Annotated in this window: 20 protein-coding genes; 10 read left to right on the forward strand and 10 right to left on the reverse strand. The window is 56.9% G+C overall.

Annotation, left to right across the window (positions count from 1 at the left end):
• Positions 1-471: 471 nt before the first annotated feature.
• The 7 genes from GGR27_RS06230 to GGR27_RS06260 all read left to right on the forward strand — a co-directional run bounded on the left by GGR27_RS06230 (position 472) and on the right by GGR27_RS06260 (position 8,763).
• Positions 472-2,259: an OmpA family protein gene (locus GGR27_RS06230; RefSeq protein ID WP_168036558.1), complete on the forward strand. Its 1,788-nt coding sequence runs from the start codon at positions 472-474 to the stop codon at positions 2,257-2,259.
• A gap of 213 nt (positions 2,260-2,472) precedes the next feature.
• The gene (locus GGR27_RS06235) at positions 2,473-3,258 is read left to right on the forward strand and encodes an ABC transporter permease (protein ID WP_168036559.1); all 786 of its coding nucleotides are present in this window, start codon (positions 2,473-2,475) and stop codon (positions 3,256-3,258) included.
• A 100-nt stretch (positions 3,259-3,358) separates the two neighbouring features.
• Positions 3,359-4,207, forward strand: coding sequence for an ATP-binding cassette domain-containing protein (locus tag GGR27_RS06240; RefSeq protein ID WP_168036560.1), 849 nt, complete (start codon positions 3,359-3,361; stop codon positions 4,205-4,207).
• Positions 4,208-4,383: 176 nt separating this feature from the next.
• Entirely contained in the window at positions 4,384-5,826 is a 1,443-nt protein-coding gene (locus GGR27_RS06245; protein WP_168036561.1) for an ATP-grasp domain-containing protein, read from the forward strand.
• A 2-nt stretch (positions 5,827-5,828) separates the two neighbouring features.
• The gene (locus GGR27_RS06250; protein ID WP_168036562.1) at positions 5,829-6,851 is read left to right on the forward strand and encodes an ATP-grasp domain-containing protein; all 1,023 of its coding nucleotides are present in this window, start codon (positions 5,829-5,831) and stop codon (positions 6,849-6,851) included.
• The gene (locus GGR27_RS06255) at positions 6,848-7,816 is read left to right on the forward strand and encodes a succinylglutamate desuccinylase/aspartoacylase family protein (RefSeq protein WP_168036563.1); all 969 of its coding nucleotides are present in this window, start codon (positions 6,848-6,850) and stop codon (positions 7,814-7,816) included. Before GGR27_RS06250 ends, GGR27_RS06255 begins: the two co-directional genes overlap by 4 nt.
• 191 nt (positions 7,817-8,007) lie before the next feature.
• The gene (locus GGR27_RS06260) at positions 8,008-8,763 is read left to right on the forward strand and encodes a metallophosphoesterase (RefSeq protein WP_168036564.1); all 756 of its coding nucleotides are present in this window, start codon (positions 8,008-8,010) and stop codon (positions 8,761-8,763) included.
• Here GGR27_RS06260 and GGR27_RS06265 read toward each other — a convergent pair.
• From GGR27_RS06265 to gpmI, 4 genes are all read right to left on the reverse strand, one after another.
• Entirely contained in the window at positions 8,731-9,471 is a 741-nt protein-coding gene (locus GGR27_RS06265; RefSeq protein ID WP_245184533.1) for a TIGR04283 family arsenosugar biosynthesis glycosyltransferase, read from the reverse strand. The two genes, GGR27_RS06260 and GGR27_RS06265, sit on opposite strands and share 33 nt — an antisense overlap.
• 236 nt (positions 9,472-9,707) lie before the next feature.
• A complete protein-coding gene (locus tag GGR27_RS06270; protein ID WP_168036566.1) occupies positions 9,708-10,742 on the reverse strand; it encodes an aldose epimerase family protein in 1,035 nt (344 codons plus the stop codon).
• 92 nt (positions 10,743-10,834) lie between these two features.
• Positions 10,835-11,938: a methylmalonyl-CoA mutase family protein gene (locus tag GGR27_RS06275; protein WP_168036567.1), complete on the reverse strand. Its 1,104-nt coding sequence runs from the start codon at positions 11,936-11,938 to the stop codon at positions 10,835-10,837.
• Positions 11,939-12,116: 178 nt separating this feature from the next.
• Positions 12,117-13,652 carry a 2,3-bisphosphoglycerate-independent phosphoglycerate mutase gene (gene gpmI / locus GGR27_RS06280; protein ID WP_168036568.1) on the reverse strand — a complete coding sequence of 512 codons (1,536 nt, stop codon included), beginning with the start codon at positions 13,650-13,652 and terminating at the stop codon, positions 12,117-12,119.
• Positions 13,653-13,907: 255 nt separating this feature from the next.
• Between gpmI and GGR27_RS06285 the strand changes: the two genes are divergently transcribed.
• Complete coding sequence (locus GGR27_RS06285) at positions 13,908-14,303, forward strand: DUF4783 domain-containing protein (RefSeq protein WP_168036569.1); 396 nt, start codon at positions 13,908-13,910, stop codon at positions 14,301-14,303.
• 14 nt (positions 14,304-14,317) lie between these two features.
• On the opposite strand, the gene GGR27_RS06290 is transcribed toward GGR27_RS06285, so the two are convergent.
• Both GGR27_RS06290 and GGR27_RS06295 read right to left on the reverse strand, forming a co-directional pair.
• On the reverse strand, positions 14,318-15,343 hold the full coding sequence (locus GGR27_RS06290; RefSeq protein ID WP_168036570.1) for a glycosyltransferase family 9 protein: 1,026 nt from the start codon (positions 15,341-15,343) through the stop codon (positions 14,318-14,320).
• A 136-nt stretch (positions 15,344-15,479) separates the two neighbouring features.
• Positions 15,480-16,373, reverse strand: coding sequence for an SdiA-regulated domain-containing protein (locus GGR27_RS06295; protein ID WP_168036571.1), 894 nt, complete (start codon positions 16,371-16,373; stop codon positions 15,480-15,482).
• A gap of 58 nt (positions 16,374-16,431) precedes the next feature.
• On the opposite strand from GGR27_RS06295, the gene pdeM reads away from it, so the two are divergent.
• Entirely contained in the window at positions 16,432-17,109 is a 678-nt protein-coding gene (gene pdeM / locus GGR27_RS06300; protein WP_168036572.1) for a ligase-associated DNA damage response endonuclease PdeM, read from the forward strand.
• Positions 17,110-17,198: 89 nt separating this feature from the next.
• On the opposite strand, the gene GGR27_RS06305 is transcribed toward pdeM, so the two are convergent.
• The 4 genes from GGR27_RS06305 to modA all read right to left on the reverse strand — a co-directional run bounded on the left by GGR27_RS06305 (position 17,199) and on the right by modA (position 20,380).
• Positions 17,199-17,924: an inorganic pyrophosphatase gene (locus tag GGR27_RS06305; RefSeq protein WP_168036573.1), complete on the reverse strand. Its 726-nt coding sequence runs from the start codon at positions 17,922-17,924 to the stop codon at positions 17,199-17,201.
• A gap of 125 nt (positions 17,925-18,049) precedes the next feature.
• A complete protein-coding gene (locus GGR27_RS06310) occupies positions 18,050-18,871 on the reverse strand; it encodes an ABC transporter ATP-binding protein (protein ID WP_168036574.1) in 822 nt (273 codons plus the stop codon).
• 5 nt (positions 18,872-18,876) lie between these two features.
• On the reverse strand, positions 18,877-19,548 hold the full coding sequence (gene modB / locus GGR27_RS06315; protein ID WP_168037273.1) for a molybdate ABC transporter permease subunit: 672 nt from the start codon (positions 19,546-19,548) through the stop codon (positions 18,877-18,879).
• A gap of 13 nt (positions 19,549-19,561) precedes the next feature.
• Positions 19,562-20,380 (reverse strand): molybdate ABC transporter substrate-binding protein, encoded by an 819-nt coding sequence (gene modA, locus GGR27_RS06320; RefSeq protein ID WP_168036575.1) that lies wholly within the window; start codon positions 20,378-20,380, stop codon positions 19,562-19,564.
• Between the two features lie 27 nt (positions 20,381-20,407).
• On the opposite strand from modA, the gene GGR27_RS06325 reads away from it, so the two are divergent.
• Complete coding sequence (locus tag GGR27_RS06325) at positions 20,408-21,940, forward strand: nicotinate phosphoribosyltransferase (RefSeq protein WP_245184472.1); 1,533 nt, start codon at positions 20,408-20,410, stop codon at positions 21,938-21,940.
• The last annotated feature ends 197 nt before the right edge of the window (positions 21,941-22,137 follow it).

The raw sequence follows: 22,137 nt of genomic DNA on the forward strand, positions 1-22,137 counted from the left end.
GGGGATTGTTTGACGGTGACTGTTTTGGTTGGTAAACGAAAACGTGGGGCTGCACCCCACGCTACGAGAGACGACCCTCCGGGCCTAGCTGGTACCAAGCGGAACTTCGAGGACGATCCAGGAATAGATTGGTGGGATACATAAGCTTGCGCAGGTGAGTAGAGTGTACGGTCTTGTTTCTTTGCTCTTTGCTCTTTGCTCTTTGCTCTTTTACCGAATTACCCTGCACCTGCGACCGCGCCCAAACGTCAAATCTCCCGTGAACCCCACTTTTTAATAACTTTACCCCGTTACCGTTCGTCGATTTCCCGCGGACGTTCATCGGCATCTACCCGGGCTTATCGTAAATACGAAGCTATGATTGGCGTGGTGCGGGCCGGGTAACTATCTTCGGATCGTTAACGGCGGCGTATCCATTACAGATTACCGTGGCAGCCGGCCCGGACAACTACACAACAAACACCATTCGTCATGAAACTCACTACCCTCTCTAAGCTACTCATCACCTTTCTCATCGTCGGTGTCGTGGGCTTTCTACTCTGGCAGTTTTCGCCGGACGTGCAGATCGAAGAATCGCAACAGCTCGACGGGATTAACGTCGACGGGAGTGACGTCAATAACATCACCAACGCGGATAAACTACCGCTCGCGGGCACCCAACGCTCGAGCAAAGTCCGTGACCTACCGCTGACGAGAATGGCCGCTTACGCCTGGAACGCGCAGTCCGGCATCATCGGCGCGAACGGCGGGCCATTCACGACGGAAGGCTCGATGATGGAAGCCAATAACGTGAACCTGGAGATCATTCGCCAGGACTGGCTCTCGGAACTGCGGAACTTACAAATGAAATTCGTACAGGAATTCGACGCCGGCGAAGCCAACCCCGACCAGGGCGTGTTCGCCATCATGATGATGGGCGACGGCGCGCCTTATTACATCTCGTCCGTCCAGCAGGCCCTGAACGACAAGTACGGCGAGGACAAATACCACGTGCAGGTGGTCGGTGCGGTCGGCCTCAGCTACGGCGAGGACAAACTGATCGGCCCACCGAAGTGGAAGATGGACCCGCAATCCATGCGCGGCGCACTCATCTCTACGGTAATTGGTGACGGTGACTGGGTGACGACGGTGAATTATGCTTTCGCAAACGGCATCCCCGTCAACCCCGACCCGACTACCTACGACCCCGAAGCCGTCAACTTCTACGCCTCGGCGAACGACGACTACATCGAATCCGCGAAGGAACTGATTAAGTCCGTCAACGAAGGCTGGACGATCCCCCTCAAGGAAATCAAGGACGGTAAACTCACCGGCCGCACGGTCAACAAAACCATCGACGGTTGCGCCACCTGGACGCCGGGCGATAAGATGGTCTTTGACGCGATCGATGGTTACACCGACATCGTTTCTACCAAGGAATTCAATAACCAAATGGCTACGACCGTCATCGCGGTCAAGGAATGGTGTGAAGAGAACCCGGAAATCGTGAGTAACATTCTTAAGGCCAGCTATACGAGCTCGAACCAAATGAAGTTGTTCGACGACTGGCGCCGCCGCGCGGCCGAAGCCGTCACGACCACCTACGAAATGGAGGATGCCGACTACTGGTACGACATGTTCCAGGGGCAAAAAGGCGAAAAAGGCGGCATCAGCTACAACATGGGCGGCTCCCGCGTTTTCAACCTGGCCGATGCGCGCCAGTACTACGGCATGGAAGACGGCGTGAATCGCTACAAGGCAGTGTACGACCAAGTGTCTTATTACCTCAAGGAGCTGAACCCCGCCGGTTTTAACCAGAACGTGAAGCGGATCATCCCCTACGACGAAGCAGTGAACCTGGATTACGTCAAGGCCGTCCGCGACATTGAAGCTGGTGAAGCTTACACGACGGATTACAGTGGAAAAGCCCGTTCCGTCCTCGCCGAAGGGGAGTGGAACATTAATTTCGGTAGTGGACGCGCGACCCTCGGCCCCGGCGCGTCTGACGTGCTCGACCAGATCTTCAACCTACTCATCCAGGCCGAAGACGCCAAGCTCGAAATGGTCGGTTTCACGGACAACGTCGGTAACCCGGATAATAACTTCATCCTCAGCCAGAACCGGGCGCAGGCGGTGCAGACTTATATGATCCAGAAGGGTATTCCCGCTAGTCGTTTCCAGAAGGTGGAAGGCAAGGGGGAGGCTAGTCCGGTAGCGGATAATAGTACTTCTCAGGGGCGGGCAAAGAATCGCCGGGTGGTGGTTACGTTGCTTAATTAGGCTGGTAGTCTGTTAGGCGGTAGGAAATTAGGCGGTAGGCTGGTAGGCGGTAGTGTGACGAATCTAATTGCAAAATTGGTTCAAGATTTTAGCGCTGGAATGAGGCACACGTAGGATAGAAATTTTACTTGCCTACCGCCTACCGCCTACCGCCTACCGCCTACCGCCTACCGCCTACCGCCTAAAATTTCCCCAAAATCTATTCCCACACAAATGGCCAATCTAAACATCGCCTCCTGGTTCAAGCCCTTCGAGCGGATCGCGAAAGAGCATACGGCCCTAATCTCCGGCGTCTGGATCGTGCTGGTGCTGGCGCTCTGGTTCATCGGCACGTCGGGGGCGACGAAGCTTTTTCCACCGCCTTCGCTGGTGTGGGCTGGGTTCGTCGATCTGTTCAACGAGGGGTTGGTGCGGCACGTCGGGTCGAGCCTCTGGCTGTGCGCGCAGGCTACGGTGATCTCGATCGTGGTGAGTTTGGTGGTGGCTTACTTGGCGCCCATCCCGGCGTTCCGTCCGGTAGCGGTGATGCTTTCGCGGATGCGGTACTTGCCTTTGACGGGCATCACTTTCTACATGGCGATGGTGGTGAACGACGCGCGGGATATGCAGGTGTTGGTTTTGGTCGTCTTTATGAGCCTTTACTTCATTACGTCTCTACTCGGGGTAGTAGCCGCCATCCCTCAGGAAGAACTGGACCACGCCCGCTCGCTCCAGTGCTCCCGCTGGGAAGTGCTCTGGGAGGTCGTCATCAAAGGTCGCTTGGATTACGTCATCGAAGTCCTCCGCCAGAACCTGGCCATCACCTGGATGATGCTGGTGACGGTAGAATCCATCCTCATCGCCGCCGGTGGCCTGGGAGTCCTCATTAAAAACTCAGACCGCTTTGCCAACCACGGCCGGATCGTCGCACTCCAAATCGTCATCTTGTTGGTCGGTCTCGGCATTGACGTTTTCCTGAATTTTCTCCGCCGCCTTCTCTTCCGCTACTCAAAAATCTAGTAAGAAATAAAATAGCACCCTAACTACCGGACCAAAGACCCCAGACCAAAGACCCTAGACCAGAGACCCCAGATCAAAGACCAAAGACCAAAGACCAAAAATGCCAACCTACAACCAAGCCGAAGCCATCCTCCAGGTCCAAGACGTCGGCGTAGCCTACGGGGATAAGCAGATCATCCAAAACATCAACTTTACGGAGAAGGACGTTCTTCGCCCGGACCAAGTGCAGGGGCAAACGATCGCTTTCGTAGGCCGCTCCGGACGGGGGAAATCAACACTCTTTCGTTCGCTTGCCGGCCTTGAAAAACCAACCCAGGGTACGATTCTCATTTCCGATTTGGATGCTCAGGAGCAGGAGGGCCACCCACCTTTGCGCGGCGTGCGGGAGGGCGACGTTGGCTTCGTCAGTCAAAACTACGTGCTGTTCCGCCACAAGACGATCGAGCAGGCTATGGAGTTCGCCATGCGGAAGCGGGAGGATGTTTCCGAGACGGAGAAGGGGAAAATGATCACGCAGCACCTGAAGGATTGGGGGCTCTACCAGGTCAAAGACCAGTACCCTAACGAGCTCTCCGGTGGCCAGCGGCAGCGAACGGCTATTCTGGAGCAGGTCCTGAGTTCTACGAACTACATCATCATGGACGAGCCTTTCTCCGGTCTGGACGTAGGTAATATTCAGAACGTCATCAACGCCTTCAAGCTAATTAACCTCAGCCACGAATTAGCTACGATCATTTTTTGTACTCACGATATTGAGTTAGCCGTGGAGTTAGCGGACTCGCTCTACGTCATCGGCTACCCCACCAAACCGGGAGGTGGCCTCGATAACGTCGGCACGCTGGTCAAGCATTTTGACCTGAAAGCGCGCGGAATCGCCTGGTCCGATCAGTTTAGCCGGGAGCACCAACTGCTGGTGGAAGAAGTCAAGCAAGCTATTCTGGACAGCTGAACCAGGCCCACCGTTAAAATTCGTCGGCGTCGACTTTTAGGTAGCTGCAATTCAAAAATAACCGGCACCTTTGCCTTCCTTTTGGAAAAAAGAGAGACCGGTGGGAAACGCTCAATATCCCCGCTTCCCCACGACGTTCACTCAGCAACTACTCCTCCGCTCAGCAGCCGCCGCCCGTGACCAACACTCCCCCGATTCTCATCCGCCCCGGCAACTTCAAAGCCGAGGACCACTGGTACCCCAAAGCGCTCAACGCGACCATACACCCCATGGTGGCCTTTTTCCTCAATTTGGACAAAGAGCGCATCGTCAACCGCTACTGCCACCTCAACCCCCAGGTCGACAAGGAAAAGCTACGCGAATTGCTCAGCTACCAGTGCAAGCACTTCCTGTGGGGTGGGGCCGACCTGATCAACGCGACCACCGCCGACGGTCGCCGCCGCATGGTGGTCATCGAAAATAACTCCTGCCCTTCCGGTCAGAAATCCATGCCGCTACTGGACGACCACCAGGAGGAGGGCAGCTACCAGAAGTTGATCGAGCGGACCTTCCTACCACTCGTCAACAAGAAAGGTAGAAGGGGGGAAGGTAAGCTCGCCGTCGTCTACGATAAAAACCCGATGGAAGCCAGCGGGTACGCCGAGACCATTGCCGACGTTTTCGATGAGGAAGTGCTCTACGTAACGGACTACCGCGGCGCGGACTCCCGCAACCTCAAGTTTGAAGACGATCAACTCCACGCGTTGCACGAAGGTGAGTGGGTTCCGCTTCGCGCCGTGTTCCGCTACCTGACCCAGCGTCCCTGGTCGCGCTTGCCGATCACCTGCAAAAAGACCAGGATTCTGAACCCCATCATCGCCTGCCTTGCGGGCGGTCGAAACAAAATGATGGCGGCCAAAGCCTACGATCTGTTCAACGCGGAACTACGCGAACACGGGCTGCACATCCACACGCCGGAGACGATCTGGGACGTGACGAAGGCGCAAATCCCGCTCTGGGTGGACAAACTCGGCGGGCACGCCGTCGTCAAGGTTCCGTACAGCAACGCCGGCCAGGGCGTCTTTACGATCACCAGCCCCGCCGAGCTCGACGCCTTCATGGCCACCGAAATCGACTATGAACGCTTCATCGTCCAGAGCCTGATCGGTAATTCGGAGTGGAGCTCGGGGACGGAGAAAGGCAAATTTTTTCACGTCGGCACCATCCCCGATAAGAAAAATCGCACTTACGTAACCGACGTCCGGTTGATGGTATCCAGCACTGAGTCCGGCATCCGTCCGCTTTGTTGCTACTCGCGGCGGGCGGCGGAACCGCTGACGGAACACCTCGAGAACGGCGCCGATTCGTGGGCGATGCTCGGGACGAATCTATCCCAGAAAGTCGGTGAAGAACAGTGGTCGAGCGACGCCACGCGGCTAATGCTCATGGACCGGCGCGACTTCAATAAACTCGGTATTGGGCTGGACGATCTCATCGAGGGCTACCTCCAGACGGTCCTTTCCACCATCGCCATCGACCAAATGGCCGAGCGGCTGTTCACCAAAAAAGGCCAGTTCAGTATGCGCCTCTTTGCCTCCCTTAACGAAGACCCGACGCTGCTCGGGGAAATCCTCCGCTGAAGATGCGTACCCTCATTTTAACCGACCATTCCGGGCATTCCGACCAGAATTCCGTCTACGCCCTGGCCCGGTGCCTGGCCAACGACCCCCGCTCTTCCCGCGTCGACGTGGCATCTCGCGGCAGCGCCCAAAATACCGCTTTGTTTCAGGAAGGGGCGCTGGCGCGGGTGCAAGGAATAACCGTGAGGGAGCAATTTGAATTCGATCCGACCGGCCGACAATTCGCCGAGCAACTAACTATGCTCCACCCGAAAGACTACGACCTGATCTGGCTAAGGCTGCCCCACCCAATCGCCCCCGCCCTGGCCAGAGCGATGAACTACCTCGACCAAAATACGAACACCGTAGTCATCAACCGCCCCAGCGGCATGCTGGAGACGGGCGATAAAGCTTGGTTACTCAACTGGGAAAAATACTCCGCCCCGATGGCGCTCGTCAAATCCGACGAAGAGGTTTTAGCCTTTACGGATCAGCGCAAAACGGTTCTTAAACCCCTCCGGGCGCACGGCGGCAAGGGCATCGCGAAGGTGCACAACGGCGAAGTGGAAGTGGACGGCATAACCCAATCACTCCAAGCCTGGTTAACTGCTCATCAACAAGAATTAGAAACCGACGGCTATCTCGCCGTGAAATTTCTGGAGAACGTCAGCAAGGGGGACAAACGGATTTTAGTCGTCAACGGTAAGGTGCTCGGTGCCTCTCTGCGGGTACCGGCCGCGGGCGAATGGCTCTGCAACGTCGCCCAGGGCGGCACTTCCGTCGGTTCCGAAATAACGCCGGAAGAAGCCGAGATGGTCGCCGCCATCTCTCCCGCGCTACTTGAAAAAGGCGTTGTTTTCTACGGCATGGATACGCTGGAAGACGACGACGGCAAACGCCTTCTTTCCGAACTCAACACCATGAGCATCGGTGGCTTCCCCCAGGCGGAGGCGCAATCCGGCCAGCCGGTCGTTCAGCGAGCGATCGACGAAATATTTACTTATTACCGCAAGCAGCAGCTTGCTAACTCAGCATTACGCGAATGATCAGCGACAACGATTTTATCCCCATCATCGAGGACCTTAGTGAAGCGAAAGTGGAGCCCGGCACGACCCAGCGGTTCTGGCTTAAGATTATTTCCGACGGACTCGGTGAGCCCGTAAAAATTCCGATTTTGTACGCACGGGGTCTGACGGACGGCCCGGTGCTGGGCCTGACGGCTGCCGTCCACGGTGACGAACTAAACGGTATCCGTGTCATCCAGCGCCTGTTTGATGATTTACCGGTCAAGGAGATCAGGGGGACGGTCATCGGCGTACTCGTCGTGAACGTACCCGGGTTTTTCCGCCAGCAGCGGTTCTTTTCCGACGGAGTGGACCTTAACCACATGATGCCCGGCCGGGAGGGCGGCAACGCGAGCCAACTCTACGCGCACCGCGTCCTGGAGCGGATCGTGAAGCACTTCGACTACATTCTCGACCTGCACACGGCCAGCCGTGGGCGAACCAATAGTTATTACATCCGTGCGGACATGTCGGCGGAATCGACGCGGCAGTTAGCGATGTTGCAAAACCCGCAGCTGATCGTGCACAATCCACCGAGTGACGGAACGCTGCGCGGCGCGGCGGCGGAAGCTGAAATCCCCGCAATTACCCTGGAAGTAGGTAACCCGGGCGTCTATCAAAAACGACTGATTCGGAGTGGACTGGCCGGGATTCACAACGTGCTTTCTCATCTTGGGATCACCGACGACGAGATCGAGCCGGCGGAGACGCCACCGATCCTTTGCCGCAAAAGTTACTGGCTGTATACGGACGCCGGCGGGCTGCTGACGGTGGAGGTTGAGTTGCTGCAAGTAGTCAAAGCCGGTGAAGTTGTCGCGGTATTGCGGGACGTGTTCGGGCGGGTCAAGAAAAAATTCCAAGCGCCCGAGAATGGAGTCGTTATCGGTAAGAGCACAATGCCAGTGAATTCTTCCGGCGGGCGGATTCTACATTTAGGAATCGTTTGATCGCTCACCGTTAATCTTAATCCTCGCTGCTATGGATCCGGCGACTAAAACACGGCTGCAGTACCTGGCGGCCGTACACAATAATGCAGATAGGCTTGAGTTGGAGATGATTAAATGAATGAAAGCGGGAATCAAGCAAACAATTGTTACATTCACCAGTCCATCCTCTCAGCCGTTAAAACCAGTTTCTCTTGTTAAAGATCGCGCAAATTACCGACGCCCACCTCCTACCCCGGGGGCAACGCTTGATGGACCTCGACGTCATGGAACGTTTTGAACGAGTCCTGGCGGATGCCAAGAAATTTGACCCGGACGCTTACTTTTTTACCGGTGACTTTTGTGCCTCCGAGCCGAAAGAGTGGGTGTTCGAATGGCTTGCCCCCAGGCTTGCGCAACTCGGCAAGCCGTACTACCTCATCCCCGGTAACCACGACGACCGCAGCATGATGCGCCGCCACCTCGACCTGCCCGGGAAGGGGGACGAGCCCATCCTGCAAGCAATGGAGCTAAAGGGTGAATCGTTTTTGTTCCTCGACACGCGCTACGGGGAATTTGACCAAGCACAACTGGTCTGGCTGGAGCATCACCTCAACACCAAACCCGGCAGCCACGTCATCATGCACCACCCGCCGATCAAGCTCGGTCAGCCGTTCATGGACAACAACTTTTTCCTAAAGAATCCAGAACGACTACAAAGCATCCTCCGGGAGGCCCATAGCCCCGTCCACGTTTTCTGTGGGCATTACCATTCCGCCCGCACCGTGCACGACGACAATATCTTTGTCCACCTCTGCCCCCCGACGAGCTTTTACATCAAGCCGAACGCGGAAGTGTTCGAGCAAGATTTTCTACCGCCCGGCTACCACCAAATTACCTGGACGAAGAACTACCGTGTCCGCGTTACCCCCGTTTATTTAGCCGAAAGCCCGCTGGTAGCGGCGGAGTAACCACCCGTTCGAAGCGCCCGCCCGGTAAGCCAGGTAGAGAAATACGTACATACTTTGCGTGAAGGCCACCCCGTGTTGCCGGTAACGCCGCGGAGAAGTAGTGACGTGACCGTCGAGTAAGCTTAACCGGCCCGAGGATTTTCCCAGGCGGCGGACCAGATCATTGTCCTCCAGCAAACTCATGCCCTCGTCGTATCCCCCGACCGACCGGAAATTTTGGGCGGTAACGAAAAGGGATTGATCCCCAAAACGAAAAGCCTCCACGTCGAAATCACTCAGCCAACCATAGACGTGCAAGAGGGAGAACCGCCGTTTAGTCGCGAAGCGTAGCGGGAACGTGGCAGTCGCTCCGGTGGTTGCCGCTTTCCTGAGTTGTCTTACCCAGTCGGCGGGTGGGGTCGTGTCCGCGTGTAGGAACCATAAATATGGCGCGGTGGCCTGACTTGCCCCGTGGTTCATCTGCCGCCCCCGCCCCCGGGGAGACTGCACGGTAACGCAACCCAGTGCGCGGGCGATGGAAACCGTCCCGTCCGTGCTGCCGCCGTCCGCCACGATCACCTCGATGCCGCCACTTCTCATTTCCGCCGCCAGGTGGCCGATGGTGACCGGCAGGGTGCTTGCTTCGTTTAGGGTGGGGATGATGACGGAACACCAGCGGGTAATACTCGCATTAGTCTTGCGTCGCGGATGCCGCTCGGTGAAATCCATTGCCACGGAGAAAATTTAGGTTGCCTGCTGATCTTACTTGGAGAATATCCTTCACTGTAGAACCAGCTAAAAAGGGGGGACACAAAACGCACAAAAGGAAAACCGAGACTCATAAAAATGCGAATAGGTGATTCAACGCCAGGCTTCCTTCAGTGCCTTTTTGCTTCTTCTGTGTTTTGTGTGTTAAAAAATCCAACTTTGTGCATTCCGTCATGATGGTAAGCGCGGAAGGTCAGCTACTCGAACCGGTAAACAGTAGTCGTCCGGTAAGTTTCACCGACTTTCAGCCGGGGCGTGGTGAAATTTTCCTGGTTGGGGGAGTCGGGGAAATGCTGGGTTTCTAGGCAGATCGCCCGGTGGGTCGTTAGCGGTCTGCCACCCCGCTCGGTGTAGTCTCCCGAGCCGAAATTGGTCGTAAAGACCTGTACGCCCGGCTCGGTGGTCGAGCAAAATAGTTTACGGCCGGAAGCGGGGTCGGACAGCACGGCGAACGGACGTAAAGAGCCGTCGTAATCATTGATCGCCCACGTGTTGTCGTAACCGTTGGCGCTTTGGATCTGCGGGTGGTCGGCGTCAATGTCCTGGCCAACCGGCTTGGCAGACGTGAAATCGAAGGGAGTACCCACTACGGGCTCGGTTTCCCCAAAAGGTATCCCCGCCTCGTTTACCGGGACGTAGCGGTCGGCACTCACCACTAGTTCCAAACCGTGCACGGTATCGGCCGTACCGATGTTGAAGTAGGTGTGGTTGGTGAGGTTAACGATGGTGTCCTTCGTGCTGGTCGCTTCGTAATTAATGCGCAGGGCGTTCTCGTTGTCCCAGGTGTAGGTGACGTGAACGGTAAGCTCACCCGGGAAACCCATGTCGCCGTCCGGGCTAACGTGGGTCAATCGGAGGCTAGCGTAATGGCTAGTTTCTTCGGTGCTGGCCGTCCAGACGTACTTATCGAAACCTTTGGGGCCACCGTGTAGCTGGTTACCATTGTCATTTGCCACGAGGTCGAACTGCTCTTCGTTTAAACTGAATTGTGCCCCGGCGATGCGGTTGCCATACCGGCCGATGGTGGCACCGTAGTAAGGGTTGCCCTCCAAGTAACCAGCTAAGCTGTCGAAACCGATTACCATCTCGCCACCGTAACAGACAATGGAAGTCACCAGCGCGCCGTAGTTGGTAATCTTAACCGTGTTGCCCAGGTCGTTCGTGAGTGCGTACTGCTGAACCATCCCCTGACCGGGTGCTTCGCCGAAATCAGTAGTGATAATTGTGGGCATAGTTGATGTTTACGCGCCGTCTGCTCGACCCACCACTACGGGGCGTACCGCAAGCCAGCACTGTTGTCTGAAATAGGAAATGTGAGAAATAGTTACAGATCTACGGCGGTAGCGAAACCACCCTGCTCGACCAAGTGCTGATAATTGTCGTAGGCGGCCTCGCTGAGCCGGTCCGTGATGGTTTTCAAATCACGTTCCTGAGCCAGGCTAGTGTATTCTTTGCGTAGTTCTTTCTGTACGTCGGTGGCGTGATTACGCGCGCGTACGGTTGGGGAATCGTCCACCTGCTCCAAGGGGGTAAGGAAAACCAGGTTGGCCCCACCCTGGATCATGGCGTGCGCGTGAAGACTTAAGCGCTTACGGTTTTCCGCCCAGTCGTTCGTGAGCGTAGTGACGTCGGTGTGGGCGGAAATAAGTACTTTATCTTCCGTCGTGGTTACCCCGAACTCTTCTTTGAGCACGGTTGTCCAGAGCCGGCGAATTGCGCGCAACTTGGCCACGTCGCCGTGGAAGGACGTACCGACCGAAAGGGCAAACTTCAGGTGCCCGCAAGCCTGCCGGGCCGGATAACCTGCCGCCTCCAACGTCTTGAGGTAAGCAACGGCTTTCGCCAGGGAAAGGGCTATTTCCGTATCCGCCAGGTCGGTTCCGTTGTTAAAGCCGGCCGCATTCACCTGCAGAACGGTAAAGCCGGGCATCCACTTAGCAACGAAGCGCAGTAAGCGCACCAGCGGGGGGAACGGCGGTTCCGACCAGTCCAGCAGGGGGTCGAAATCAACCGAGCCCACGACTTTACTCAGGTCGTACCCGTGCTGGCGCAGGTAGCGGACGAGGTCGCGAAACAACTCCGCCGGGTCCTGGCCGGGGTAACGCAGGGAGCAGTGGAGGCCCGTCGTGGAGGCGTCGATGTCTTTTAGGATTCTGTTGATCGTCGTCGCGTCCGGCTGGCGGTAGAGGCGGAACAAAAGTGCCTCGGCCCCGCGTTCGATCTCGGCTTTGGCGTAGCGATTTATTTCCCCGTAGGAACCCTCGTCCACGTACGCGCCGATGAGCCAGTCCGGTGCAGCCCGGCGCTCACCACCGCCCTGCGTAAGTTGTTCGGCCACCAGCCGGTCGAGGTCGGTCAGCGACCGGTCGGCCAGTAGGGTCTGGAGCGGTTCCGTCCAGTCGAGGGTGGGGGGGGAGGAAGCATTCATTGGCGAGGGGTGTGCGGGGAATCCTGTAAACGTCGGTGAAAGTTACGGTGTGCGGTGCTAGCATTGGGGCTTTTCACGGCTTTGCCGTTCCCATTTTACCCCGCACCCGTCCCGATAGCTATTGGAACGCAAAATTAGGGCGTGGTCGCGGGTGCCATGAAATGGGGATGAAGCAGAGTTATACCAACAACGAACGACCACCCATGACGGCCGGCTGTTCGAGGCCCATAAAGGCCAGTAGGGTAGGGGCTACGTCGCCGAGCTTACCGTCTTTACGCAACTTAACGGACGCATCCGGGCCGACGTAAATAACCGGGACCGGGTTGGTCGTGTGCGCAGTATGCACCGTGCCTTCCGGGGTCCGCATCACGTCGGAATTGCCGTGGTCGGCGATAACCAGCACGTGGTAACCGAGCGCCGTAGCGGTCTGCAGGACTGTGCCGAGGCAGCCATCAACAACCTCGGCGGCCTCGATGGCGGCCTCCCAAACACCGGTGTGGCCCACCATGTCGGTGTTGGCGAAATTCAGGCAAATGAAGTCTGGCTGGTTGTCCCGCATGTCCTTCACGATGGCGTCGCGGATACCGTAAGCGCCCATTTCCGGCTTCTTGTCGTACGTTTCCACGTCGCGCGGGGAGTCGATCAAAATCCGCCGCTCGCCGGGGAATTCATCTTCCTGGCCACCGCTAAAGAAGAAAGTAACGTGGGCGTATTTCTCCGTCTCGGCAATTCGGACCTGTGTTTTCCCGGCCTTTGCGATTACCTCGCCCATGGTTTGGTTCAGGTCGTCCGGCGTGAAGAGCACCTCTACGTCACGAAATTTCTCGTCGTACTGGGTCAGGCAAACGTAGTGCAGATCGGGCACCGGCGTCATTTGTTGTTCGGGGAAAGATTCCTGCGTCAGCGCCCGTGTGATCTGCCGGGGCCGGTCCGTCCGGAAGTTGAAATTGATGACCACGTCCCCCGGCTCGATGGTCGCGACGCGCGAACCGTCCGGATCGACCACGGAAATAGGGTCGATAAATTCGTCGGTTTGTCCGCTATCGTAGGCGGCCCGTACGGCGGCGAGTACGTCCGTCGTGGGTGTTCCCACCCCACGGACCAGCAGGTCGTAAGCTTTCTGGATGCGTTCCCAGCGAGTGTCGCGGTCCATGGCGTAAAAGCGGCCGATGACGGAAGCGAGTTTGGCGGGGCCGCTCGCAATGTGCTCCGTCAATGTTTTCAGAAAATCCATACCGGAGGTAGGCGCCACGTCGCGCCCGTCGGTGAAGGCGTGGATGAAGATTTTCTCGTTACCCGCCTCGGTGGCGATGTCCGTTAGTCGCAGCAAGTGGTCGATGTGCGAATGCACGCCGCCGTCACTGACCAGACCGATGAAGTGGACGTTCTTATCGTTCTCCCGGGCGTAGCGTAGCGCGTTTTGCAGGACGGGAAGTCGTTGCAATTCGCCCTCCCGAATAGCTTTGTTGATGCGGGCAAAACTCTGGTAGACGACCCGCCCGGCACCGATGTTGAGGTGGCCGACCTCGGAGTTGCCCATTTGACCTTCCGGCAGGCCGACTTCCTCGCCGTAGGTGACGAGCGTCGCGTGGGGGCAGTCGCGGTTAATACGGTCGAAATTGGGGGTTCTTGCCTGGGCGAGGGCATCGTCCGCGGGGCGGGCGCCGAGGCCCCAACCGTCGAGGATGATGAGGAAGGCTTTGTTGGAAGTCATGTTTTCGGGGGTACGTGGACACGCGAAGGTACGTGGTTTTGGGGGCGGGTAGCGCAGTCGCCACCTCCCGAACTTTAACCTTAACTTCACAATCCTGTTTCCCACGAAGACGTTTCCTGGCTGAATGCGACGTAACCCATAATCTACCATTCGAGCGCGAAAAGCTTTAATTGAAGTTCATTTTACTGCGCGTTCGCTTCCGGCCCACCCTCGCCGTACTGTACTTATAACACCACGCTTAAAAACCCTATCTCCATGAAAACGCTACTCATTCTACTTTCCGGGCTCTTTGTTTCTTCTTCCGTGGGCATCGCCCAGAAACCCGCTTCCCTGGAAGAAGTCTGTGCCGCCGTAGGGGCGGCCAAGGTCGAATCACTGGTGGCCGCAATTGGTGACGACCTGGAGCTGAGTATCCTGGATAATGAAGCCGTGTACAGCCGGGCCGACGCCGCCACGGCGCTCAAAAAGTTCTTCGCCGGCTTCACGAAAACGAGTTTTGGTAAAGTCCACCAGGGTGCTTCCAAGGCGGACGATGCGGAGTACTGCATTGGGACGTTGACGACGGATAAGGGCTCGTTTCGCGTCTACATCTACGTAGCTAAAAAAGGGCCGGGCATCGTCCTGGAGGAGCTGCGGTTCGACCCCAGCTAGGGTAAAACTTACTGTTATTCGCTCAGGATACTGGCGCAAATACTAGCCAATTCCGATGCGGACTGGTCCTTGATGCAGCGAAAATGCCCCCGGGGGCACTCCGCAAAACCGATCTTCGAACAGGGGCGGCAGGGCAGGTCAAGTACCTCCTGCCGCCTTTCTTTTTCCACTTTTTCCTGCCCCGGTAGGTAAGGGTACATCCCCAGCGCGGGCACCGTGTTACCCCACACACTCACGATCGGTTTACGGAAGGCGGCGGCGATGTGCATTAACCCGGTATCGTGGGTGATGACGGCGGTCGCTTGGCGGACCACATCGGCCGATCCGGCAAGGTTAAACGTCCCGCAGGCGTTCGTTACGTGGGGTAAATCATGAGCTATTCTTGCACCAATTTCTTTTTCCGCCGGTCCGCCGAGCAGGACGATCGGGTGGTCGAGCGCTGCACAAAATGCCCGCATCTGGGTTTCGGTCAGTCGTTTGGTGGCGTGGGCCGCACCGATGACGAAGGCTAGGTACTTTGTCGGAATACCCGCCTCTTCGAGGTCCACCCGGTCTTTTTCCGGAATAAAATAATCTAGCCCCAGGCCGTCATCCACGACGCCGAAGGGTGCCGCCGCCGCGAGGTAGCGCTGGACGATGTGGACCTCCGGCATCCGGTTGATCTTCAGCTTGGTCAGCAGGAACTTCTCGAAATTTAGCTTATCGAACGTAGTAATCAGGGGGCGCGGCCGCATGTGCCGGGTTAGTGGGAAGGGGAGCAAAATCCGGCACTTCAACTCCAGCGTTCGTAAGTTGCCGTGCAGGTCGATGCACCCGTCGTATTTACTTTGCACCAGCGACCGCGCCACTTCCTTTAGATCCTTTTTGATGACGATGACCTTGTCGACGTAAGGGTTTGCTTCGAGAATACCCGCAAAAGGTGCTTTCGTCAGAAAGTGAATCTCCGCCCCAGTCTGCTGCTTCAGGCACCGGATAACGGGAGTAGTAAGGACGATATCGCCGATGGACGAAAACCGGACGATGAGGACCTTTTTGGGCATGGCGTGAAGGTAGTCGCTTAATTGATCATCGGGCTTTTACCAAATTTTCACCACAAAGGACACAGAGTACACAAAGGGTAGCTCTACTGTGTGCTTTTTGTGTCCTTTGTGGTAGAGATTAATATGTCTCACAAGTTTATCTGGCTACGGGAGCAAGCTTAAATATTCTTGCCTTGGCTTTTCCTTTCGCTTCGGTGCTGATGTACAAGGTCCCGTCGGGCGCAAACGCGAGGCCTTCCGGCTGGGCGAAGTAGCTTTTTTTGAGCCGGTGTAATTCCAGAATATCGCCGGCGGGGCTGAGGACCATCAGTATTTTACCGACCGAAGAAGTCAGGTAAAGATTTCCCGTGCCGGGCTGGATGGCGAGGGCGGAGGGGGCCAGGTCGTACTTTTCCTCGGCGCTGAAAAAAGCGGTTAGTTTCTCGTGGTTGGCCGACCAGGTTGCTCCGGTCAGGTAATCATTAACGGCGGTGCGTTGAATGCCGTAAACGGGGTCGTCGGCCAGGGTTTTTGTGGCGAGGTCGAAGGCGAAAATGTAGCGGCCGTCCTTGGCATTTCCGTCGTCGTCCGCGTCTTGTTTGCAGGCGAGTAGGAGGCGGTTGTTGGCCCGGTCGTAGGCGAGGCCCTCGACGTCGTTATCGCCGGTCAGGGCGGTATTATACTTTTCGACCCGTTGATCCGGTTGGCCGGGGCGGATGATGTGGTAAAGCGTACCGGTGCTCTTGACGACCCAGATATCTTTGTCGACGACTTCAATGCCTTCGTAATCGCCGTCTTTCCAAAAATCTATGCTCCAGAGTACCCGGCCCGCGGCGTTGAGGCGATAGACTTTACCGGATTCATCCTGCACGGCCAGAAATTCGTCCGGGCGGTCGTAGGCGACGCTCAGGCCGGAGATTTCGGCGAGTTCATCGGGCAGTTCCGCTACCAACGTAGGGCTGGTAAAATCGTAGCTCGACGGGGCGGACTGGGACATAGCGAAAGCGGAGAAAAAAAGCAATAAGCTCAGGAGAGAGATTCGTGTTGGCATAGCAAAGGGTTCGGAAAATAAAACGACACTTATCGGACCGATGTTTTAGCCACAATTCGTGGTAGCCGACTTAGTTTTGCCACCGATTATGGAAGAAGTCTACGTGCACGGCAACCGGTTCTTACTGCACCCCCAAAAGGCGATCTACTGGCCGGCGGAGAAAGCGCTGCTGCTGAGTGATTTACACTTAGGAAAGGGTGCTCACTTTCGCAAGGCGGGCATCGCCGTACCCCGCAGCGTAGCGGACGTAAATTTCAAACGGTTAGACATTCTGATCGAAGACTGCCAGCCGGAACGCGTTATTTTTCTCGGCGATCTTTTCCACAGCGACTACAACCACGTGTGGCGGATGTTTTGCGACTACCTGTGCGAGTACAACCACGTCAGCTTCGAGCTCGTGCCCGGCAACCACGATATTTTACCGGGCTCGGCCTACGAGGAAAGTTGCATGAAAATGCAGCCGGAAATCCTGGTCGTGGGTAACCTCGCCCTGAGCCACCACCCGTTGGAAAAACATGAATTGCCGACTGGGACGTATAACATCTACGGACACATCCACCCCTGCGTTCGATTGGTGGACGCGGCGGGCTCGACGCTGAAGCTGCCGGCCTTTTTCTTCGGCCCCACGGCGGGTATCCTGCCGGCTTTCGGGGAGTTCACGGGGTGCGCGGAGGTGAAGGCGCGGGCGGCGGATCGGGTGTTCGTGCTGGCGGAGGGGGCGGTTATTGGGATGTAGATTTTTGGTCTTTGGTCTTTGGTCTGAGGTCTATGGTCTCTACTCTAGACTACAGACCAAAGACCAAAGACTACAGACCAAAGACTCTTCTACAAGTCCCCCAGAATAGTATCCCGACGCTGACCAAGGCGCATCGCTTCCATCAAGGTGCTCGACATAACTTCTTCCAGGTTACCGTAATGCTCCTGGTAGTCTTTACGACTCGCTTGAATCACGATTTTGGCCTCTTCCGCCCCGTAGACGTGGGTGATCTCACACTTGGGCGCTTCGCTCGGAAGTTGCTTGTAGGTAAGGAAGTAATGCTGAAGACGACGGAGGATGGACTGGGGCAGATCTTCGATGTCGCGCCACTTGTCGTAGACTTCGTCGTTTTCGAGCACGGCGATGATTTTGTCGTCGGCTTCACCACCGTCGAGCATTCGGAAGCCACCGATGGGGCGGGCTTTGACGATAATGTTTCCGTGGGTAATCTCCCGCTCGGTTAAGACGCAAATGTCGAGCGGGTCGCCGTCGCCAACAATGCCTTCGCGGCCGGTTTGCTTCATGCAGTAATCGGCCACGGCGTCCATACAGTAAGTCTGGGGGATGAAGCCGTAGAGAGCCGGAACGATGTTGGAGAACTTCTGGGGGCGGTCGATCATCAGAAAGCCGCTCTTCTTGTCGATCTCGTACTTGACGGTGTCGCTCGGAATAACTTCGATAAAAGAGGTTAGGATATCCGGGGCACGGGAGCCGATTTCAATGCCGTGCCAGGGGTGGCTGGCGTAGCGCAGGCCGATAAGTTTCCAGAGTTTGTCGTAGGCTTCGGATGCCATGGTCAGTCGTTTTCTTGTTGAAGGGGGCGCAAAGGTACGGTTTACCGGTGGAGGAAGATGAACGGGTGGATTATGATTACTGATCGGAGTACACTTCCTCGCATCAGCCAAATTCCGCACCCGCGTCAGCGCAAAATAGATACGCCGGACTCCGTAAAAACGATCGCAATGCGCTGCCCGGGGAAGAAGGAACGCCCCGCGCTGGGCACCCGTAAAAGATCGTTGCCGAGGCGGAGCGTGAGCTCATTTTTATCCACGTTGATGCTAATGACTTCCGCGGAAAGTACCCCGGCCGGGGGGAAATAATCTCCGGGTAACCCATCAAAAATCACCTGGCCCTCGCCCAAAACGAGTACCCGGTCCGCCAGAGTTTTGAGCTCCGTTGGATCGTGGGTAATGAGGATCGTCGTGATGCCAAACCGACTTTTTGCTTCTAGTAGGTAAGACTGCATTTCTTGGCGAAGTTCCGTATCCAGCGCGTTTAATGGCTCATCGAGGAGCATTAACCGTGGCCTTTGTACCAGCGTCCGCGCCAAAGCCACGCGTTGCGCCTGGCCACCGGACAGTTGCGTCGGCCGCCTATCGGCCAGCTGCCCAAGTTGGAAGCTTTCCAGCAGTTCGTCGATGAGTCGCGCGTCCTTATCCCGACTGGCGTAACGGAGGTTTTCCAGCACGGTAAGGTGGGGGAACAACGCGTAACCCTGAAAGACGAAACCTACCCCACGCTTGCCCGGGGCGAGGTTTGTTTTTTCGTCAAACCAGCGTTCTCCGGCAAAACTAATTTGCCCGCCGTCCGGCCGCAACAAGCCCGCGATCATCCGCAAAGTCGACGTTTTGCCTACCCCGGACGGTCCGTACAACCCCAGCGTTTCTCCCACCGCTAACTCGAAAGCTACCGACAGGTCCAGCGGCCCGGTCGCCGCCCGCAAGCGTTTATGAATATCCACCGAGATCATAGGACCGTGCGCCGCAGCGACCGCGCGTTAGTGAGGTAAACCAATAGTAGGATGCCGAAGCAGAGTGCGAAGAGCACCAACGAATACTGATTGGCACCCGCATAATCCAGCGCCTCGACTTTGTCGTAAACCGCGATTGACGCCACCCGCGTCTCCCCCGGAATATTACCACCGATCATCAGCACCACCCCGAATTCGCCGATTGTGTGCGCAAAGGAGAGCACGGTTGCCGCCAGTAAGGCCGGCCGGACGTTCGGTAACTCGATGCGCCGCAAGGTTTCCCAGCGCGATTTCCCCATCAGGTAACTAGCTTCCAGCATGGACTTCGGTAGGCCGCGCAGCCCGGCTTGAATCGGGTGGACCATGAAGGGTAGACTGTAAATGACGGAGGCGATCACCAGGCCGGGGAAGGAAAAAGCCAGGCGCAAACCCACCGTTTCGTTCAGCCACGCCCCGAACGTAGTCGTTGGGCTAAAGGCCAGCAGCAAGTAAAATCCCAGCACCGTTGGTGGCAACACCAAGGGCATGCTTACCAAAGCTTCCACCACTGGTTTCCACCGGCTTTCCGTACGCGCCAGCCACCAGGCCAGGGGGAGGGCCGGCAAAAATAGCAGCGCCGTCGTGACGGTAGCGAGCTGAAGCGTGAGGATGATGGGGGACCAGTCGATAACGGGTTTAAGTTTATTCCGGGCGGGGTGGTTCGGCGCCGGTCAAATATCCGAATTCCTGAAGGATAGCCCGGGCTTCGGCCGTCTGGAGGAACGTTGTGAAACGCTGAGTGCCTGGCTGCGCGTCCGTGTCTCTTCTTATGATCACTAAGGTCTGGGCGATTGGCGGAACTGATTCGCCGGACAGAATTGTGTGCGACCCTCTTCTGTTCTCGGGTAATCCCAGGGGAACCGCAAGGGCCGTAAAACCCAGTTCCGCCGCCCCGGAGGTCACGAACTGACTCGCCTGAGAAACGCTTTCCCCGTAGACGTATTTTGGCTGGAGTTGCTGCCAAAGGCCCACTCGTTCCAAGTAATTCTTTGCCGCCGCACCGTACGGAGCAATGGCCGGGTTGGGCAGCGCTACGTGTTTAACGGTGGACATTAGGAGGCCGTTCGTATCCGCCGGAACCGCCGCATTGAGTGACCAGATGATCAGTTGTCCGTAAGCAAAAGTGCGGGGCGGGCCGAGCGCGAAACCCGCCCGGAAAAGGCTGTCGGGATAAACCGCGTCGGCCGCAAGGAACAGATCGTAAGGCGCACCGGCCATGATCTGGGCGGTGAGTTTGCCGGAGGAGCCGTAGATCATCCGGCAGGCGTCTCCCGTCCGTGCTTCGTAGCGGGAAGCTAGTTTTTCCAGGGGCCCACGCAAACTGGAGGCCGCTGCGATGGTCAGGGGCGGGCGGTCGTCGGAGTTGCAGGCCGCTAGCATAATTAGCGGGAAGATCACGACGAAGCGAATCCGGTATTTCCTCAATTGCGCGGAACACTTGCACGGAAAGCCAACGTTCATTACCTTTACTTAAAATTTAAACTAACTATGAAGACCGCTTCCCACTTGTCTCAGGTTTACCGTCCGGATTTTGGCATGCTCACCGATTTGTACCAGCTCACGATGGCGGCTGGCTACTATCAGCAACGGATGCACGAGCGTAAGGCGATCTTCCACTTGTTCTTCCGCAAAGCGCCTTTCGGGGGTGATTTCGCGGTGGCGGCTGGTTTGGCCCTGGCGATCGAGCTCGTCAAAGGTCTGCATTTCTCGGCGGATGACGTGCAGTATCTCGGGCGGCTGAGGGGGATGAACGGTGGTCCGCTCTTCAAAGAGCCGTTTCTAAATTATCTGCAACGGATGAAATTCACCGGAACCATTCACGCCGTCCCGGAAGGTGAGATTGCCCTGCCGCACGAGCCGCTGCTGCGAATCGAAGCCCCGCTCATCCAGGCGCAACTCCTGGAAACGGCGCTACTCACGGTCATAAATTTTTCCACCCTGATCGCCACCAAAGCCGCCCGCATCAAGGAGGCCGCCGGTGACGATACCGTGCTGGAATTCGGCCTTCGCCGCGCCCAGGGCATTGACGGTGGCCTCACCGCCAGCCGATCTGCTTACATCGGTGGTTGCGACGCGACTAGTAATGTTTGGGCTGGCCGCTACTACGATATCCCGGTCAAGGGAACCCACGCCCACGCCTGGGTGATGGCTTTTCCCAGCGAGCTCGAATCTTTCGAGGCCTACGCGGAAGCGATGCCGAATAACAGCACTTTTTTGGTGGATACGTACGATACGCTCGCGGGCGTAAAAAGAGCCATGCAGGTGGGTCGAAAGCTGCGGGAGCGTGGCCACGAAATGCTCGGTATTCGGTTGGATAGTGGGGATTTGGCCGATCTGTCCATCAAGTCCCGCGCCCTGCTCGACGCGGGTGGTTTTCCCGACGCAAAGATCGTCGCTTCGGATAGTCTGGACGAATACGCCGTCCGGGATCTCAAGGCCCGTGGTGCCAAAATCGACGTGTGGGGTATCGGCACGAACCTCGTCACGGCAAAAGATCAGCCCGCGCTCGGGGGCGTTTATAAGTTGGCGGCGCTACAAAACGAGGACGGCTCCTGGACGCCAAAAATTAAGCGTTCGGAGACGGCGATTAAGACTTCTAACCCGGGTAAACTTAACGTGCGGCGGTTCACGAATTCTACCGGGCAGCCGGTCGGGAGCATCCTGTACGATGAGTTGCAACCGGTGGCAAAAGATCCGTCGGCATACGTAAAAGGGGAAGCGGAGGCACGGATGCCCCGACTAAGTGCGGGACTCGCTGGCGCATCGCGGGTGCAGGGAGGTGAGTTGAGGAGCAAAGAATTGTTGGCACCCGTTTTCGTGGATGGCGAGTTGGTCTACGATCTACCCGAGCTGCCGGCAATCCGGGAGTTAGCTCTGCGGAATTGGAAACTTTGGTCGGAAGCGGGCGAGGTTGGCTACGGTCTCAGTCCGGCGCTGTACGAGCAGAAGTTGGCTTTGCTGGAAGAATATGTGGGGGAACGGGGGACAATGATTTTTAATGATTTGGGGCAAGGATTTTAGGAGGTATTGACTGTGATCTTGGTAAGAAGCATATTTCACTGCACCCGCGGCCGCGCCAAAAATCTCTTTCCAACGTACTTTGCCCGTATCCGATCTATCAAAAACACGCGGTAGCACGAGCGCGGTGAGCAGAGCCGAGAAATCAAATATCGAGAGCACGGAGTACTGCGCAGCAAATCGCGTATCAAATATCGCAT

It is taken from the genome of Neolewinella antarctica (genome assembly GCF_011927835.1).
Classification (GTDB): Bacteria; Bacteroidota; Bacteroidia; order Chitinophagales; family Saprospiraceae; genus Neolewinella; species Neolewinella antarctica.

Bases quoted from the DNA above. Each gene is read 5' to 3' on its own strand.
- GGR27_RS06240 (WP_168036560.1), top strand. From the start codon at position 3,359: ATGCCAACCTACAACCAAGCCGAAGCCATCCTCCAGGTCCAAGACGTC.
- GGR27_RS06290 (WP_168036570.1), bottom strand. From the start codon at position 15,343: ATGCCCAAAAAGGTCCTCATCGTCCGGTTTTCGTCCATCGGCGATATC.
- GGR27_RS06295 (WP_168036571.1), bottom strand. From the start codon at position 16,373: ATGCCAACACGAATCTCTCTCCTGAGCTTATTGCTTTTTTTCTCCGCT.
- GGR27_RS06305 (WP_168036573.1), bottom strand. From the start codon at position 17,924: ATGGCATCCGAAGCCTACGACAAACTCTGGAAACTTATCGGCCTGCGC.
- GGR27_RS06285 (WP_168036569.1), top strand. From the start codon at position 13,908: ATGAAAACGCTACTCATTCTACTTTCCGGGCTCTTTGTTTCTTCTTCC.
- modA (WP_168036575.1), bottom strand. From the start codon at position 20,380: ATGAACGTTGGCTTTCCGTGCAAGTGTTCCGCGCAATTGAGGAAATAC.
- gpmI (WP_168036568.1), bottom strand. From the start codon at position 13,652: ATGACTTCCAACAAAGCCTTCCTCATCATCCTCGACGGTTGGGGCCTC.
- GGR27_RS06230 (WP_168036558.1), top strand. From the start codon at position 472: ATGAAACTCACTACCCTCTCTAAGCTACTCATCACCTTTCTCATCGTC.
- GGR27_RS06265 (WP_245184533.1), bottom strand. From the start codon at position 9,471: ATGGATTTCACCGAGCGGCATCCGCGACGCAAGACTAATGCGAGTATT.
- GGR27_RS06325 (WP_245184472.1), top strand. From the start codon at position 20,408: ATGAAGACCGCTTCCCACTTGTCTCAGGTTTACCGTCCGGATTTTGGC.
- GGR27_RS06255 (WP_168036563.1), top strand. From the start codon at position 6,848: ATGATCAGCGACAACGATTTTATCCCCATCATCGAGGACCTTAGTGAA.
- GGR27_RS06270 (WP_168036566.1), bottom strand. From the start codon at position 10,742: ATGCCCACAATTATCACTACTGATTTCGGCGAAGCACCCGGTCAGGGG.
- GGR27_RS06275 (WP_168036567.1), bottom strand. From the start codon at position 11,938: ATGAATGCTTCCTCCCCCCCCACCCTCGACTGGACGGAACCGCTCCAG.
- GGR27_RS06250 (WP_168036562.1), top strand. From the start codon at position 5,829: ATGCGTACCCTCATTTTAACCGACCATTCCGGGCATTCCGACCAGAAT.
- GGR27_RS06235 (WP_168036559.1), top strand. From the start codon at position 2,473: ATGGCCAATCTAAACATCGCCTCCTGGTTCAAGCCCTTCGAGCGGATC.